The following is a 15,988-nucleotide window of genomic DNA, read 5'->3' on the forward strand; positions in this document are numbered from 1 at the left end:
TCTTTTAATACTAGCAGCGACCATATTGATCTTTAATTCTAATAATATCATCATCACCCAAATAAGATCCTGACTGAATCTCAAGGAGTTCTAATGGAATTTTACCGGGATTTTCAAGTCGATGTTGAGCTCCGATAGGAATAAATGTTGATTGATTCTCAGTCAACAAGAATGTTTGGTCTTTAATTGTTACTTCACATGTTCCTGAGAGAATAATCCAGTGTTCAGTACGATGATAATGCATTTGCATTGAAAACGCAGCACCGGGTTTGACAGTAATACGATTAACATTAAAACGTTCAGCCTGCACAATGACATCACAATGTCCCCACGGACGATAGATCTCTCGATGTCGTTTATATTCACTTCGGTGATTAGTTTTCAGATACTCCACAACTTTTTTAACATCCTGGACTTGATCTTTATTCACAACTAATACGGCATCTTTAGTATTAATAATAACAAGATTATTAATTCCAATCGCTGCTACCAATTTTTCATCAGTATTAATATAGCAGTCGCTAGAATCATAAAGAAACGTGTCACCGGTAAGTACATTATTATTTTTATCTTTAACACTAACTTCCCATAATGCAGACCATGATCCAACATCACTCCAATCTGCATTGAGCCCTACAACCACTGCATCTGTTGTTTTTTCCATTACGGCATAATCTACCGATTCATCTGGACAAGTGATAAAAATATCATGATCAATATTGATAAAATCCTCGCCATCTTTGTAACCACAGATAGCAGCTTTACAAGCATCAAGAATATCAGGGCGAAATTTTTCCAGTTCTTCAAGATAACGTTTTGCACAAAACATGAACATACCACTATTCCAATAATACTCGCCAGAAGCTACATAAGATTGAGCAGTTTCTTTATTTGGTTTTTCGACAAAACGATTTACTTTATATGCGACATTATTATTGATAGTTTCTTGCTGGCCACGATGTATATAACCGTAGCCTGTTTCAGCAACAGTCGGAACGATACCAAATGTCACCAGTTGACCATGTTCAGCAAATTTTAATGCTGATTTTACTGCTTTCTGAAATTCAGGCTTATTATTAATAATATGATCAGCCGCTAAAACTAAAAGGATAGGATTATCACCATTTTTAATCGCATTCAATGCTGCCAATGCAATAGCAGGTGCAGTATTACGTCCTACTGGCTCAAGAATAATATTATGTGAAAGTTTATTAATTTGTCTTAATTGTTCTGCAACAAGAAATCGATGGTCTTGATTACAAATTACTACTGGTTCGCGTACATTAATACCATCCAGACGTAATACTGTCTCCTGAAGCATAGACTGTTTACCATATAAACGTAAAAATTGCTTTGGATACAGTTCACGTGACATCGGCCATAAACGACTACCGGTACCACCGGCCATAATCACTGGAAGTAGCATTTTCATTCCTTAAATTTTATATAATAAAAAAGATCATAACCCAGATATATTGTAATGATTTTTTCAATATAAATACTGATAACTTCTTGATGTAGTCCGAACTAACAGGAAAAGCAACTTATTTTCCCTGGCAGGCGTTTCATGTGGATCAGTAAATGACGATATTATTAGCTATCAAAGTATATGCTCTTTGATAACGTTTTCTAATGATATGTAAAAGTATCACTATAATGTGATTTAAATCACAATTATTGTTAATATTTCTTCAGGTTACATGTTAACTAATACGCATCTCTTCAGGCACGCTACCGCCATTGGCTATCGTAACCAAAGTACGTCGTGCATCATCATCTCTGTAATATCCATCTGTTCAATAAGGCTAAAATCAACGCACTAAATGAAAAATGGGTACACTCTTTGCTTAGCCCTCCCTGGAGAGTGCTTTTTACATTGCTGACCGTAAGGAGAGTTCAGCAGGAAAATGCCCCTCTGATTGTCATTTTTCGTACAGAATTTACTCTCTTTCAGACACCGCAAAAAATAATCCATCTTCAGACAATGCATATACTGTATAACTTAAAGGCCTTCTTAGTATAGCGCTGCTTAATCAGAATAAAAATGAATAAAAAAATATAAACCAGTTCTGGATAAAAAGCATGCAATCACCCGGCTATCGCTGTCTGACACAATAATAATCATACTGCCCCTCCTTGACTTTATCGCCCCAGGCTATTTTCAGCCACTGTAAAGCAGATGACCCCCAGTAAAACCCAGTGTAGAATCACCCCTTATTTATCGCGGACGCAACAAACCCGGAGGGTAAAAATGAAGTTTTTAGTCACTGGTGCCGCAGGGTTCATCGGTTTTCATATCAGCAAACGTCTTCTGGAAGCAGGCCATGATGTCGTTGGCATCGACAATATGAACGATTACTATGATGTCAATCTAAAACAATGCCGCCTCGATTTACTGCAATTCCCCCGATTCCGCTTTCATAAAATGGATATTGCTGATCGCCAGGGTATTGCGCAGCTTTTTGCTGATGAATTCTTTGATCGTGTGATCCACCTGGCTGCGCAGGCAGGCGTGCGCTACTCACTGGAAAATCCTTACGCTTATGCAGATGCTAACCTGGTCGGTTATCTGAATATTCTGGAAGGTTGTCGGTATCATCAGATAAAACATCTGGTATATGCCTCCTCCAGCTCTGTTTATGGATTAAGCCACAAGTTACCTTTTTCAACAAAAGACCCCGTCGATCACCCGGTCTCTCTCTATGCCGCCACGAAAAAAGCCAATGAACTCATGGCGCATTCGTACTCGCATCTTTATCACATTCCGGTGACTGGATTACGTTTCTTCACTGTCTACGGCCCCTGGGGACGCCCGGACATGGCATTATTCAAATTCACGCAAGCCATGCTGGCGGGCAAAAGTATCGATGTGTATAACTATGGCAAAATGAAGCGCGATTTCACCTATATTGATGATATCGTAGAAGCGGTTATTCGCGTTCAGGATGTTATTCCACAGCCCAGGCCGCAATGGCACGTCGAGGATGGCTCACCAGCAACCAGCTCTGCCCCTTATCAAATTTATAATATCGGTAACAGTACGCCCGTCGCGTTAATGGACTATATCCAGGCACTGGAAGAGGCGATGGGGATAGAAGCCAGGAAAAATATGATGCCACTCCAGCCGGGTGATGTGCTGGAAACCAGCGCAGATACACAGCCACTTTATGATCTTATTGGTTTTAAGCCACAGACTCCCGTCAGAGAGGGGGTGAAACAATTCGTTGACTGGTATAAAACCTATTATAAAGTGTAAAATCCTTTCCTGAGCAGCGTCTGGATACTAAAAAGCCTGCATTACGCAGGCTTTTTATCACTCAACCGTATCCTGTTATAACGCCCCGGTTTAGAGCCTATCCCATTAGGCGTTATTGGCACAGCCAGCTTGGACACGGACAGCGCGCAGAAACCGCAGCGTACACGGAGTACGTGAGGATTTCGAGCACTGCCCAGGGACAAAATGGCAAGTAAAATAGCCTAATGGGATAGGCTCTTAGTGAGGTTGTTTAAATAACCAGCACAAACAGTTAATTAATCATTACCGAATAGATCGCGGGTATATACCTTATCGGCAACATCAGCCAGTTCTTCCGCCATACGGTTAGATATGATGATATCCGATTGTTGCTTGAATGTAGTGAGATCACGAATCACCCGTGAATGAAAGAACTCATCTTGCTGCATAACAGGCTCATAGATAATAACCGGGATGCCCTTCGCTTTGATCCGTTTCATGATCCCCTGGATAGATGAGGCACGGAAATTGTCCGAACCACTTTTCATGATCAGACGATATACCCCTACTGTTTTTGGCTTACGCGCAAGGATAGAATCGGCAATAAAATCTTTACGGGTACGATTAGCATCAACAATCGCGCCAATAATATTATTGGGTACAGATTTGTAGTTTGCCAGCAACTGCTTAGTATCTTTCGGTAAACAGTAGCCACCATAGCCAAATGACGGATTGTTATAATGATTACCGATACGCGGGTCGAGGCACACGCCTTCAATGATTTGCTGGCTATTCAGTGCCTGATTTTCTGCATAGCTATCCAGTTCGTTAAAATAGGCAACCCGTAGCGCGAGATAGGTATTGGCAAATAATTTTATCGCTTCCGCTTCTGTCGAATCGGTAAATAATGTCGGGATATCCTGCTTGATCGCCCCCTGTTTCAATAAATCAGCGAAACGCTCCGCGCGCGCAGAACGCTCACCAATAACGATACGGGAGGGATAAAGGTTATCATACAAGGCACGCCCTTCACGCAGAAACTCCGGTGAAAAGATAACATTATCAATACCCAGACGTGCCTTAATATCGCGGGTAAAACCAACCGGGATCGTTGATTTAATTATCATAATGGCATCGGGATTAATTTCAGTCACATCACGGATAACCATTTCAACAGTCGAGGTGTTGAAATAATTCGTTTTCGGGTCATAATCCGTCGGCGTAGCAATAATGACATAATCCGCATCGCGATAAGCCTCTTGCTTATCTGTCGTCGCACGAAAATTAAGCGACTTTTCTGCCAGATACTCCTGAATCTCTTTATCAACAATCGGCGAGATTTTCTGGTTAATCATATCGACTTTAGATTGAACAATATCCAGCGCCACCACTTCATGGTGCTGCGCAATCAAAATACCATTCGACAAGCCAACATAGCCAATACCAGAGATAGTAATTTTCATTCGTTCACACTTTAATCCGTTGATAGAAATGCAGCCAATAGCCACAATAAACTAATGTTGTTGGCAGTTTTTTGCTGCCTGTAAGCGTATCTGCAATAAGAAGCTGGATTATTCCTGCCGCTTTTTACATATTCACGCACCAAAATTGGGCATTCACGCTGTTGGCAGCGGTCATTAACGCTCCCCAGGCAGGCGTTTCAGATAAGCACCATATTCTGTTTTTTTCAGTCGTTCCGCTTGTTTCAGCACATCTTCCACCGAAAGCCACTGATTACGCCAGGCGATCTCTTCCAGGCAAGCCACTTTTAATCCCTGCCGTTTCTCAATCGTATGGATGAACTGAGAAGCTTCAATCAAACTATCATGGGTGCCCGTATCCAGCCAGGCGAATCCGCGCCCCAGCAATTCAACCCGTAACTCTCCGCGATTGAGATACATCTGATTCAGTGTCGTAATTTCCAGCTCACCACGCAGAGAGGGTTTTACCTCTTTGGCCATTTCAATCACGTTATTATCATAAAAATAGAGGCCGGTGACGGCCCAGTCTGACTCCGGTTTCAGCGGTTTCTCTTCGATTGACAACGCATTGAAATTATTATCAAACTTGACTACCCCAAAGCGACCGGGATCAAGCACCTGATAAGCGAATACGGTGGCGCCTGTTGTTTTCGCTGCCGCCGCTTGCAGCTTTTTACTAAAACCCGGGCCGAAATAGATATTATCGCCCAGCACTAATGCACAGGTGTCGTTGCCAATGAATTTCTCGCCAAGAATAAAAGCATGAGCCAGACCATCGGGTGATGGCTGGATGGTATAAGAAAAATTGACGCCAAACTGTGAGCCATCCCCCAGCAAACGCTGGAATGCTGATATATCTGCCTGAGTGGTAATAACCAAAATATCCCGGATACCTGCCAGCATCAATACTGACAAGGGATAATAAATCATCGGTTTATCGTATACCGGCAATAATTGTTTGGATACCCCCTGAGTAATGGGGTACAAACGCGTGCCGGCACCACCCGCCAGAACAATACCTTTCATTTTTCCGTATCCTTAGCCTGATTCCGACCCGCGCGTTCGCGCATGTATGACCCATCTAGAATGGCCTGCCACCAGTACTGATTGTTCAGATACCAGTCAATGGTTTTCTCTATACCACTTTCGAAGGTTTCCTGCGGTGTCCAGCCAACATCACGCTGAATTTTAGTCGCATCAATCGCATAACGTCGATCATGGCCGGGACGGTCGGCAACAAAAGTGATCAGATCGGCAAAATGGTGGATATTATCTGGTTTCTGTATCACCTTTTTATCAAGAATGGCACAAATAGTACGCACCACCTCGATATTTTTACGCTCAGTATCACCGCCGATATTATAAGTTTCGCCATTTTTTCCTGCTGTCGCCACTGTGTACAATGCCCTGGCATGATCCTCAACATATAACCAGTCGCGTACTTGCTGCCCGTCACCATAGACCGGTAGAGGTTTACCAGCCAGCGCATTAAGAATAATGAGTGGGATAAGTTTTTCCGGGAAATGATAGGGCCCATAGTTATTTGAGCAGTGGGTGACGACAACGGGCAGACCATAAGTACGATGCCAGGCACGAACAAGATGGTCACTACCCGCTTTCGATGCCGAGTAGGGGCTACTTGGAGCATACGGCGTGTGTTCGCTAAAGCGCGCTTCTGTTTCCTTCAGATCACCATACACTTCATCAGTGGAAATATGATGAAAACGAAAGCGTTTTTTCTGTATCTCATCACATGTCGAATAGTAGTGACGGGCGGCTTCCAGTAAAGTGAATGTCCCTATCAGATTAGTCTGAATAAAAGCGGCCGGACCATCAATAGAGCGATCGACATGACTTTCTGCCGCCAGATGCATCACAATATCAGGCTGAAAATCGCAGAATTGTTCCGTGATCGCCCGGGCATGGGTAATATCCGTTTGCGAAAAAGAGTAACGCGGGTTATCTGCCACTGCAGTCAGTGACTGAAGGTTACCGGCATAAGTCAGGCTGTCAACCACGCGGACGTCATCTTGTGTATTGTCAATAATATAGCGGACAACGGCTGAGCCAATAAAACCCGCACCACCTGTAACAAGGATTTTCATATTTCACTTACCTTTGAGCCGCCCTCTTGCTGTACAACTTTGCGCCTGATGGCAGAAAAGAACAAAATGCCAGGTGACCTCAACATGGATACAGGACGATTTAACCAACGACCGATAATAAAATTTATTCCAGAAAAAGAAGATAGTCTTTAACATCTTGCTATCTGGCTAAAAACCGACGAAAACATTTCGCCGGTTTTTAGCGACAGATATTAATCTAACCACTCAGTATGAAACACACCCGCTTTATCAGTGCGTTTGTATGTATGCGCGCCAAAATAATCACGTTGCGCCTGAATCAGATTGGCAGGAAGGACGGCTGCGCGGTAACTATCATAATAGGCAATCGCCGCCGAGAAAGTCGGCACCGGAATACCGTTTTGCACCGCATAGGCCACCACATCACGCAATGCCTGCTGATACTCATCGGCAATCTGCTTAAAGTAGGGTGCCAGCAACAAATTGGCAAGATCAGCATTTTGCGCATACGCATCGGTAATCTTTTGCAGGAATTGCGCTCTGATGATACAACCTGCCCGGAAAATGCGGGCAATCTCACCGTAGTTAAGATGCCAGTGATATTGATCCGAAGCGGCACGTAACTGTGAGAAACCCTGGGCATAAGAGACGATTTTCCCCAGATAGAGCGCACGACGAACTTTCTCGATAAATGCGCTTTTCTCTGCAACCGGTTGTGGCTGTGGGCCAGTCAGCACTTTTGCTGCCGCAACACGCTGCTCTTTCAGCGACGAGATATAACGCGCAAAGACTGATTCAGTAATCAGGGATAACGGTTCCCCCAGATCGAGGGCGCTTTGGCTGGTCCATTTTCCGGTGCCTTTATTCGCCGCCTCATCAAGGATCACATCAATCAGATCATGGCCTTCTGCATCTTTTTTGGTGAAGATATCTTTAGTGATATCGATAAGATAGCTACTCAGTTCACCTTTATTCCATTCACTAAAGATCTGGGCAAGTTGCTCATTAGAGAGTGCAAGGCCCTGTTTCAGTAACGCATACGCTTCGGCAATCAGCTGCATATCGCCGTATTCGATACCGTTATGTACCATTTTGACATAATGACCTGCGCCATCAGCGCCAATATACGTCACACAAGGCTCACCATCTTCAGCTACCGCCGCAATCTGTTTCAGGATCGGGGCGACCAGTTCATAAGCCTCTTTCTGACCACCAGGCATAATAGAAGGACCTTTCAGCGCTCCTTCTTCCCCCCCCGATACGCCCGTACCAATGAAGTTAAATCCTTCCGCTGACAGTTCACGATTACGGCGGATAGTATCCTCGAAGAAGGTGTTACCACCATCAATAATGATGTCACCTTTATCGAGATAAGGTTTTAACATATCAATGGTGCTGTCGGTCCCCGCCCCGGCTTTGACCATCAACAAAATACGCCGTGGCGTTTCGAGCGATTCGACAAACTCTTTCACGCTATAGTAGGGAACCAGCTTCCTGCCAGGATTTTCCGCAATGACCTCTTCGGTTTTTTCACGGGAACGATTGAACACAGAGACGGTATAACCACGGCTCTCGATATTGAGCGCCAGATTACGCCCCATCACTGCCATACCGATAACCCCGATCTGTTGCCTGGACATTACATACTCCTGTTTATTGTCGTCACTGCGATAGGTTCGCAGTCCTGATATACCGTCATGTTAACGGAAAAGAGACCAGACGCCTGTCCGCTGTACAGGCGTCTGAACCAGTGCTGATAAAGGGTTATGCCAGTAGCTTCTTAATGCTTTCACGGAATTTCGCGCCCTCTTTCCGGTTACGCAATCCATAATTCACAAAAGCCTGCATATACCCCATTTTCTTACCACAATCATAGCTTTCGCCTGTCATCAGCATCGCGTCAACAGACTGTTTTTTAGCCAGCTCGGCAATTGCATCCGTTAGCTGAATGCGACCCCATGCGCCCGGTTTCGTTTGCGCCAGTTCAGGCCAGATATCGGCAGAAAGCACATAACGACCGACAGCCATCAGATCGGAATCCAGGCTTTGTGGTTGATCGGGTTTTTCAATAAATTCAATAATACGGCTTATTTTGCCTTCTACCGTCAAGGGATCTTTAGTCTGAATAACCGAATATTCAGATAAGTCACCCGCCATTCTTTTTGCCAGTACCTGGCTGCGCCCCGTTTCATTGAAACGCGCAACCATCGCAGCAAGGTTGTAACGTAGCGGATCCGCGCTGGCATCGTCTAATACGATATCGGGCAGAACCACAACAAAGGGATTATCGCCGATGATCGGATGAGCGCAGAGAATAGAGTGTCCCAGTCCCAGGGGTTGCGCCTGACGAACGTTCATTATTGTGACACCCGGTGGACAAATAGACTGCACCTCCGCCAGCAACTGGCGTTTCACACGTTGCTCAAGCAGGGCTTCCAGTTCATAAGAGGTATCAAAGTGATTTTCTACCGCATTCTTGGAAGAGTGCGTCACCAGGACAATTTCTTTGATGCCCGCCGCAACAACTTCATCAACAATATACTGAATCATCGGTTTATCGACGATCGGCAGCATCTCTTTTGGAATTGCTTTGGTGGCAGGTAACAGACACATCCCCAGCCCCGCCACCGGAATTACTGCTTTCAAATTGGTCATTCTTTTGTCCATCGTATGTGATTACATGGTGTCTTTAATGTACGTTCTGATAAACGTAACGTCTTGATTATGCCCATTATACTTCAGGTTATGCGGGCATAAGGTTTACTGCAATCCGGTGACTAATGCACTTCGGTGCTCTGCTGGAGACGCTTATTGCGTGTCATCCAGTCATTAACCCGTTGCCGGACTTCGTTCTGTAATTGTTTACGCAGTAACTGATCAACCTGCAGATGATAACTGAGTTGATGCCATTTACCATAAATACGTAACGGGATAGTGGTCTGTTTCAGTGCGGCGATAAGTTTACTATCCCCTTTCCAGCCATCCAGGATCTGCAGATCAAAGTGCATATCACAGACTTGCTGCTGCAAATTCACATCGCCCTGCCCGCTCAGGGTCAGCAGCGCAGAGTGTCCCTGCAAATTATCCAGCGTGACTTTGCCAGCCGCGAGCTGTAACCGACCACTCAGCGCATTCAGTTGCGTCGCGTTGTCATCATTTTCCTCAGCCTGAAGGTGGTTATTGCTGCGCATCATCGCTTGCTGTACCAGTTGCTGGATATTCAGCCCTTCCACGCGCGTGTCCTGTAGCTGGATCTGCGCGTCTCCCTGCCAGTGACGACGGAATGTATCGGCATCGATGTTTTCACCCGAAAATTTTCCGCTTAATGAAAGTTTACCACTCACGCTCAGCGCATAATTAAATGCTTTCAACAAAGTCGCGATCTCAACACGCTTCAGCTCTGGCTGAAAAACAGCCTGTGGCGTATCGCCACGGAGATCCAGTATGCCAGGTAATGATAATTGTCCGCCCGACAACTCACCCTGCAACTGATTAACGGTGACTAATCCTTGCTGATTACTGAGATCACTTTTCACCTGGCTCAGTGTCATTCCACGCCACTGCAGTTGATCAGCCGTCAATCTCATATGGCCGTTAAATTCACGCCATAGATTATCATTGTCATCATCACGATGGGCAATCACAGGGCGCGATTGTCCCGATAACAGATTGCCTGGCGCTGATGGGGCAGATGAAGCGCCTGCCGGAATATCATTCTGGAGTAACAGATTGTCGAAATTGAGTTTTTCCGCGTGTAAATCAAGCTGCCAATCGGGATACGCCGCCAGCATTACCGTGAATTTTCCGGCCATCGCACTGTCGTTCGCGGTTAAATTAAAATCATCAACACGCAAACTTTTCTTATCGCCTTGCCAGCTCATCCGGGCATTCCCTTCGCCACGGATGCCTTTGTCGGGCAATCCCGCCGCGGTTAACTGCCAGCTTAAGCGGGAAATATCGGCCTTGAATGAACGGGGATAATCCTCGCCCTCGATTTGCGCCGAGAACGCAAGGGTTAAATCACGCTGATCACGATTGATTTGTCCGGAAAAATCAACGCTGGCATGGTGTTTCTCATCCTGCTCCATCTGGAGATCAATATGACGAACGGTCAACTGTTTATCTTCCTGCAGCTGGACAAAAAGAATACTATCGACCAGTTGTAAACGCTGCACATCATAAGACCAGCGGCTGCCGTCAAATATCTGTGGTAACAGCCTATCATGCGGCACGACGGGCACTTTCTGCTGAACGCTGGCGCGACTCTCCGGCGTCAGCTGGATAACAGCACCTTTCAGCATGATCTGGCGGATTTGTAATTGATGAGAAATAAGCGGGATCAGGGCGACATCCAGACGCATATTATCAGCACGGATGATGGGTTTTGCTGCCCCTGGAGCAGTCAAAGTCATGCGACCAGAGAGAATGCTCAGTTGCGGCCAGACATGCCAGCGCAACGGGCCATCGAGTTCAAGCTGATAGCCGCTCCGCTCCGCCACCTTATGCACCATATAAGTGCGAAAATCATTGGGATCGACCAGCACGATTAATGCAGCCAGCCCGGCGACTATCACGAGCAGTAAAATCATCAGTGTCGTCAGAATTCGTCTCATGGCACCTCGGTACAACACCTGCGTTATCAATCTTTATCAATACGACTTGCCACGACACCCTGCTGATCGCGATATTTCGCATCTTCACGGCGGTTGTAAGGCCGTATCGCAGGGGCGGAAAGTGGCTCAAAGCTCAACGCGCCAATCAACATGCCGGGACGCAGGGCTAACGGCAATTTACCGGAATTATAAAATTCAAGTACGATGCAACCAGACCAGCCAGGATCAATACGATGCGCGGTGACATGCACCATGAGCCCGAGGCGGGCCAGTGAGGAGCGCCCATCCAGCCAGCCGACGAGATCAGCGGGCAGCGTCACCGACTCAAGGGTCACCGCCAGGGCCAGCTCGCCGGGATGCAGATAAAAAGCCTCATCAGACGACAGCACAATCTCTTCACTCATCACGCGCTCCAGCGCCGCGCTCACTTCCGCTTTTGGCCCACTGAGATCGATAAAAGGCGCGGTATGGCCGCAAAAGGTACGAAATTTATTTCCCAGCCGGACATCAACAGTCGCACCATTGATACGCTCCACCGGTGGACGCGGCGTGATGGATAACCGCCCCTCATCCAGCCAGTTTTCTATATCCTGATCGCACAGACGCATAAGTTTTCTCCTTGTAAAACAGCATTTTTTGCACCTTTTATCACACGGGACAATGGACGTTGCTTATGCACGTTACACAATTCATTCACGTTATTCAAAGAACTGACTGATTTTTGCTTTCAGAATATCAATCGCAATACGATTTTTGCCCCCGCGTGGCACGATAATATCGGCATATTGTTTAGAAGGATCGATAAACTGTAAAAACATCGGGCGCACTGTTTGCTGATATTGCGCCATCACCGAATCCATTGAGCGTCCGCGTTCATTAACATCACGCTTTATACGCCGCATCAGACAGATATCCAGCGGCGTATCGACAAAAATAGAGAAATTAAGCTCATTGCGCAGGCGAATATCGGTCAGCAAAAGAATGCCTTCGACAATAATCACTTTTTTCGGTGAAATATGAACCGTTTCCGGCATCCGGGTATGTTCAACATAACTGTAGACAGGTAACTCGATCGGCTGGCCGCTTTTCAGCATTTGCAAATGCTGGAGAAGTAAGCTGTGATCCATCGAACTCGGATGGTCATAGTTCGTTTTTACCCGCTCGGCCATTGACAGATGACTTTGATCTTTATAGTAACTGTCTTCCGGGATCACCCCAATATGTTCATCGCCAACCTGTTCGCGCAACTCGCGATACAAGGTGCTGGCAATAAGGCTTTTTCCGGAAGCTGATGCGCCAGCGATACCGATAATGACGCACTGACGAGACGTATCAGTCATAACTTTTGCGACCTGATTAATCTGGATAGGTAGGATGAGTGACATTTAACCGTCAAACGCTGCAATTATAGGGGCTTAAGTACGACGATACCAGTAATATACGCATCATCACGCTATTTCATCACCCTCCATTGAACCAGGGAATAATAAATGCACAATCTGAAAAACCGACGGTCACAGTAAGCGGTTATTTTGCTGCCTCACGGTTAACCAGCAACACAGATTCAGATGACAAAAAATATGCGCAGGCCAGCCGGAATGTTAACCAACGATTTCTGCTCTGTGCGGGTTTTGCTGACCACAAAATAATTCACTTTCTTCTCACCTGTTTAAGCACGGTTCGGTTAGAGTATCTGTTTGGTTTTCATGGAACCCGATCACTGTGAAAAAAAAAGCGCATCTTGACCGCATTGACCGTAAGATCCTTGAGATTTTGCACCATGATGGACGCATCTCTTATCAAAAGCTGTCAGAACAGGTTAACCTTACCGCCCGTCCCTGTCTGGAACGGGTACGCAGACTGGAACAGGCTGGCGTTATCCGTGGTTACCGCGCTGTGATCGCACTTCCCGATACAGAACATGCATTTGTGATTCAGGCACAAGTTACCCTCGCGGATCACGGCCAGTCACAATTGATGTTTGAACAGGAAATACAGCAAACACCGGAAGTGCTCAACGGCTGGCTGGTCAGCGGCAGTTTTGATTTTTTACTGCGCATTGGCTGCCACACGATGACGCAATACTGTCAACTGGCTGATCGCTGGCTAAACAGCAAAAAATTTCATATCGATAAGATAGTCACCCTGACAGAATTGCGATCACTCAAGCAACCCTGATGACACTGTTTGGCCACAAACCCAGTGAAAACACACCCTATCGATGAAGCCCTGGCCGACCAGGCGCTAAGCACGACGAATAAATCCCAGCCAGTGTCTCTCGGCACGGTGAAAGATAAAAATCAGTAAAAAAGTACAGAATAAATAAAGCGCGGCAGCGATCAGAAACGGGATAAAGGGGGAATAGGTCATCGCGTAAAACATTCGCGCAACCCCGGTGATATCGAATAATGTTACCGTACTGGCCAGCGACGTGGCATGAAGTAAAAACACCATTTCATTATTCAGCGCCGGTATTCCACGCCGCAAGGTCGCCGGCAGAACCAGTCGACCTATGATTTGCCCTTTGCTCATGCCATAAGCCTCTCCCGCCAGCCACTCCTGATGTGGAAAGGTTATCATCATGCCCGCCAGCAATTCAGCCACATAGGCGGAGGTATTGAGGACAAACGCTAAGATTGCACAAAAGGTGGCATCACGAAATAACAACCAGAATGGCCGTTCGTGTTGCCAGCCTGACTGCACTATTTCAAACTGTGAAAGTCCATAGTAAATCAACATCAGTTGCAAATAGAGCGGCGTACTGCGAAAAAACCAGCTCACGCTACGGATTGGCCACGCCAGATAACGCGGGCCATAGACCTGTACGATGGCCATCACTATCGCCAGGATCATACCCGGAATAAGCGAGAGCAAAAAAAGCTCTGCCGTGACGGCCAGCCCACTGATATTGTCATTACCATCACGCCATAAATAGTCGGGTATGACATCGATCACCGTCTGTAAATTCATAATACGGCCCTGGCGGTAGAGGAGTGCAGCGCGTAACGCTGCGCAAGATGGCTAAAAAACCAGCCAGATAACGCTGTAATCAGCATATAAATCAAGGCAATCAGCGAATAGAATAAAAAAGGTTTTTGCGTAGCACGACCCGCCTGCTCCGCCAGCCACACCATATCTTCGAGCCCCAGAATCGAAACCAGCGCCGAAGATTTCATTAATCCCAGCCAGTTATTATTGACACCAGGAATCGCAAAACTCAGCATTTGCGGTAGCATAATCCGCCGGAAAACCTGCCATGATGACATCCCGTAAGCCACAGCGGCTTCCGTCTGCCCTGACGGGACGGTCAAAAAAGCACCGCGAAAAGTTTCACAATAATAGGCACCAAACACGAAACCAATCGCCAGCACGCCAGAAATAAAGGTATTAAAATGAACCGGCTTCAGTCCCACCAAAAGCAACAACGTATTAACCAGCATTTCACCACCAAAAAATAGCAGCAGCATAATGACCAGCTCCGGAATACCACGTACCAGGGTGGTATAGGTGCCAGACAGCCAGCATAACCAGCGTGGGCCAAATAGCTTAATCAGCGCATTGATCAATCCCAGCACAAGCGCCACCAGTAATGAAAACAGCATGACGCATAACGATAGCCCGGCACCACGTAACAATAACGGCAAATAATCGGTAACCATATTCTGTTTCCCATCTGAACTGAAAAGAAAAATCGTTTAATGCCTCTGTTCGACTTGATCACGGATCAATAAGAACGCTATTACTCTCCCTTTTTGCTATGCGGATAATGACTGTGGCCAGACAACGTTATTAATTACCGTAAATATCGAAATGGAAATACTTTTCATTAATCTGGGTGTAGGTGCCATCAGCGCGGATCGCTTGAATCGCACTATTCAGCGCATCACGCAATGCGGGATTGTCCTTATTAACAGCAATACCAACATCAGAAGAGATCGTGTTATCGCTGATAACCGGGCCGGCAAAAGCAAAATTCTGCCCCCTGGGGGTATTGAGAAAACCGATAGTGGCCTGAATATTGTCCTGCAAAGAGGCGTCAATACGCCCGGAGAGCAAATCGAGATAGACGTTATCCTGATTGGCATAACTGACCACTTTCACCCCCTGATTAGCCCAGTGGCTCCGTGCGTAAGCTTCATGGGTAGAGCCGGTTTGCACCCCAACCTTTTTACCTTTGAGGCTAGCCGCATCAGGTAACAGCGGACTTCCTTTACGGGCCACTAGCTGTGCCGCGCTACGATAATAACGCTCGGTAAAATCGACCTCTTTTTTGCGCTCATCGGTCATATTGAGTGAGGCGATAATCGCGTCGAATTTATCGGCGTTCAGCGCGGCAATCATGCTTTCAAATGGCTGTTTGACGAAGACGCAGCGTGCATTTAACTGACGACATAACGCACTGGCGATATCGATATCAAAGCCGGTGATCTCGCCCCCCGGTGCAAGGACATCAAAAGGGGGATAGCCCCCATCCACCCCAAAACGGATGGTATCAAACGACTGAGCGGCCAGTGATACACTGAGCATCATACTGGTCAGAAAAACAATCATACGGTTTTTCATACGGCTTATCCC

14 protein-coding genes are annotated in these 15,988 nt (G+C 46.3%); 2 read left to right on the top strand and 12 right to left on the bottom strand.

What is annotated here, in order from left to right; all coding sequences use genetic code 11:
* Positions 1–10: 10 nt before the first annotated feature.
* On the bottom strand, positions 11–1,426 hold the full coding sequence (locus PT300_12585; protein ID MDF7681381.1) for a mannose-1-phosphate guanylyltransferase/mannose-6-phosphate isomerase: 1,416 nt from the start codon (positions 1,424–1,426) through the stop codon (positions 11–13).
* Positions 1,427–2,251: 825 nt separating this feature from the next.
* Here PT300_12585 and PT300_12590 point away from each other — a divergent pair.
* Positions 2,252–3,256: an NAD-dependent epimerase gene (locus PT300_12590; GenBank protein ID MDF7681382.1), complete on the top strand. Its 1,005-nt coding sequence runs from the start codon at positions 2,252–2,254 to the stop codon at positions 3,254–3,256.
* A gap of 275 nt (positions 3,257–3,531) precedes the next feature.
* Here the strand turns inward: PT300_12590 and ugd are convergent, their stop codons facing one another.
* The 8 genes from ugd to udk form a co-directional block, all read right to left on the bottom strand.
* Complete coding sequence (gene ugd / locus PT300_12595; GenBank protein ID MDF7681383.1) at positions 3,532–4,698, bottom strand: UDP-glucose 6-dehydrogenase; 1,167 nt, start codon at positions 4,696–4,698, stop codon at positions 3,532–3,534.
* 174 nt (positions 4,699–4,872) lie between these two features.
* Positions 4,873–5,742 (bottom strand): glucose-1-phosphate thymidylyltransferase RfbA, encoded by an 870-nt coding sequence (gene rfbA, locus PT300_12600; protein ID MDF7681384.1) that lies wholly within the window; start codon positions 5,740–5,742, stop codon positions 4,873–4,875.
* Positions 5,739–6,821: a dTDP-glucose 4,6-dehydratase gene (gene rfbB, locus PT300_12605; protein MDF7681385.1), complete on the bottom strand. Its 1,083-nt coding sequence runs from the start codon at positions 6,819–6,821 to the stop codon at positions 5,739–5,741. Before rfbB ends, rfbA begins: the two co-directional genes overlap by 4 nt.
* A gap of 212 nt (positions 6,822–7,033) precedes the next feature.
* On the bottom strand, positions 7,034–8,440 hold the full coding sequence (gene gndA / locus PT300_12610; GenBank protein MDF7681386.1) for an NADP-dependent phosphogluconate dehydrogenase: 1,407 nt from the start codon (positions 8,438–8,440) through the stop codon (positions 7,034–7,036).
* 124 nt (positions 8,441–8,564) lie between these two features.
* A complete protein-coding gene (gene galF / locus PT300_12615; GenBank protein ID MDF7681387.1) occupies positions 8,565–9,455 on the bottom strand; it encodes a UTP--glucose-1-phosphate uridylyltransferase GalF in 891 nt (296 codons plus the stop codon).
* A 122-nt stretch (positions 9,456–9,577) separates the two neighbouring features.
* Entirely contained in the window at positions 9,578–11,413 is a 1,836-nt protein-coding gene (gene asmA, locus PT300_12620; protein ID MDF7681388.1) for an outer membrane assembly protein AsmA, read from the bottom strand.
* Positions 11,414–11,439: 26 nt separating this feature from the next.
* On the bottom strand, positions 11,440–12,021 hold the full coding sequence (gene dcd, locus PT300_12625) for a dCTP deaminase (GenBank protein MDF7681389.1): 582 nt from the start codon (positions 12,019–12,021) through the stop codon (positions 11,440–11,442).
* A 90-nt stretch (positions 12,022–12,111) separates the two neighbouring features.
* A complete protein-coding gene (gene udk, locus PT300_12630; GenBank protein MDF7681390.1) occupies positions 12,112–12,753 on the bottom strand; it encodes a uridine kinase in 642 nt (213 codons plus the stop codon).
* Positions 12,754–13,135: 382 nt separating this feature from the next.
* Here udk and PT300_12635 point away from each other — a divergent pair, with 382 nt between their 5' ends.
* Positions 13,136–13,591 (top strand): Lrp/AsnC family transcriptional regulator, encoded by a 456-nt coding sequence (locus tag PT300_12635; protein ID MDF7681391.1) that lies wholly within the window; start codon positions 13,136–13,138, stop codon positions 13,589–13,591.
* Between the two features lie 66 nt (positions 13,592–13,657).
* Here the strand turns inward: PT300_12635 and PT300_12640 are convergent, their stop codons facing one another.
* The 3 genes from PT300_12640 to PT300_12650 all read right to left on the bottom strand — a co-directional run bounded on the left by PT300_12640 (position 13,658) and on the right by PT300_12650 (position 15,976).
* Positions 13,658–14,383 (bottom strand): ABC transporter permease subunit, encoded by a 726-nt coding sequence (locus PT300_12640; protein ID MDF7681392.1) that lies wholly within the window; start codon positions 14,381–14,383, stop codon positions 13,658–13,660.
* Positions 14,380–15,072 (bottom strand): ABC transporter permease subunit, encoded by a 693-nt coding sequence (locus PT300_12645; GenBank protein MDF7681393.1) that lies wholly within the window; start codon positions 15,070–15,072, stop codon positions 14,380–14,382. Before PT300_12645 ends, PT300_12640 begins: the two co-directional genes overlap by 4 nt.
* Positions 15,073–15,202: 130 nt before the next feature.
* Positions 15,203–15,976 (bottom strand): ABC transporter substrate-binding protein, encoded by a 774-nt coding sequence (locus PT300_12650; GenBank protein MDF7681394.1) that lies wholly within the window; start codon positions 15,974–15,976, stop codon positions 15,203–15,205.
* Positions 15,977–15,988 lie beyond the last annotated feature (12 nt).

It is taken from the genome of Enterobacteriaceae bacterium ESL0689 (genome assembly GCA_029433525.1).
Classification (GTDB): Bacteria; Pseudomonadota; Gammaproteobacteria; order Enterobacterales; family Enterobacteriaceae; genus JAQTIF01.

What these genes read in the sequence shown, in the direction of transcription:
- PT300_12585 (MDF7681381.1), bottom strand. Translation starts at nt 1,426, where the DNA reads ATGCTACTTCCAGTGATTATGGCCGGTGGTACCGGTAGTCGTTTATGG.
- PT300_12590 (MDF7681382.1), top strand. Translation starts at nt 2,252, where the DNA reads ATGAAGTTTTTAGTCACTGGTGCCGCAGGGTTCATCGGTTTTCATATC.
- ugd (MDF7681383.1), bottom strand. Translation starts at nt 4,698, where the DNA reads ATGAAAATTACTATCTCTGGTATTGGCTATGTTGGCTTGTCGAATGGT.
- rfbA (MDF7681384.1), bottom strand. Translation starts at nt 5,742, where the DNA reads ATGAAAGGTATTGTTCTGGCGGGTGGTGCCGGCACGCGTTTGTACCCC.
- rfbB (MDF7681385.1), bottom strand. Translation starts at nt 6,821, where the DNA reads ATGAAAATCCTTGTTACAGGTGGTGCGGGTTTTATTGGCTCAGCCGTT.
- gndA (MDF7681386.1), bottom strand. Translation starts at nt 8,440, where the DNA reads ATGTCCAGGCAACAGATCGGGGTTATCGGTATGGCAGTGATGGGGCGT.
- galF (MDF7681387.1), bottom strand. Translation starts at nt 9,455, where the DNA reads ATGACCAATTTGAAAGCAGTAATTCCGGTGGCGGGGCTGGGGATGTGT.
- asmA (MDF7681388.1), bottom strand. Translation starts at nt 11,413, where the DNA reads ATGAGACGAATTCTGACGACACTGATGATTTTACTGCTCGTGATAGTC.
- dcd (MDF7681389.1), bottom strand. Translation starts at nt 12,021, where the DNA reads ATGCGTCTGTGCGATCAGGATATAGAAAACTGGCTGGATGAGGGGCGG.
- udk (MDF7681390.1), bottom strand. Translation starts at nt 12,753, where the DNA reads ATGACTGATACGTCTCGTCAGTGCGTCATTATCGGTATCGCTGGCGCA.
- PT300_12640 (MDF7681392.1), bottom strand. Translation starts at nt 14,383, where the DNA reads ATGAATTTACAGACGGTGATCGATGTCATACCCGACTATTTATGGCGT.
- PT300_12645 (MDF7681393.1), bottom strand. Translation starts at nt 15,072, where the DNA reads ATGGTTACCGATTATTTGCCGTTATTGTTACGTGGTGCCGGGCTATCG.
- PT300_12650 (MDF7681394.1), bottom strand. Translation starts at nt 15,976, where the DNA reads ATGAAAAACCGTATGATTGTTTTTCTGACCAGTATGATGCTCAGTGTA.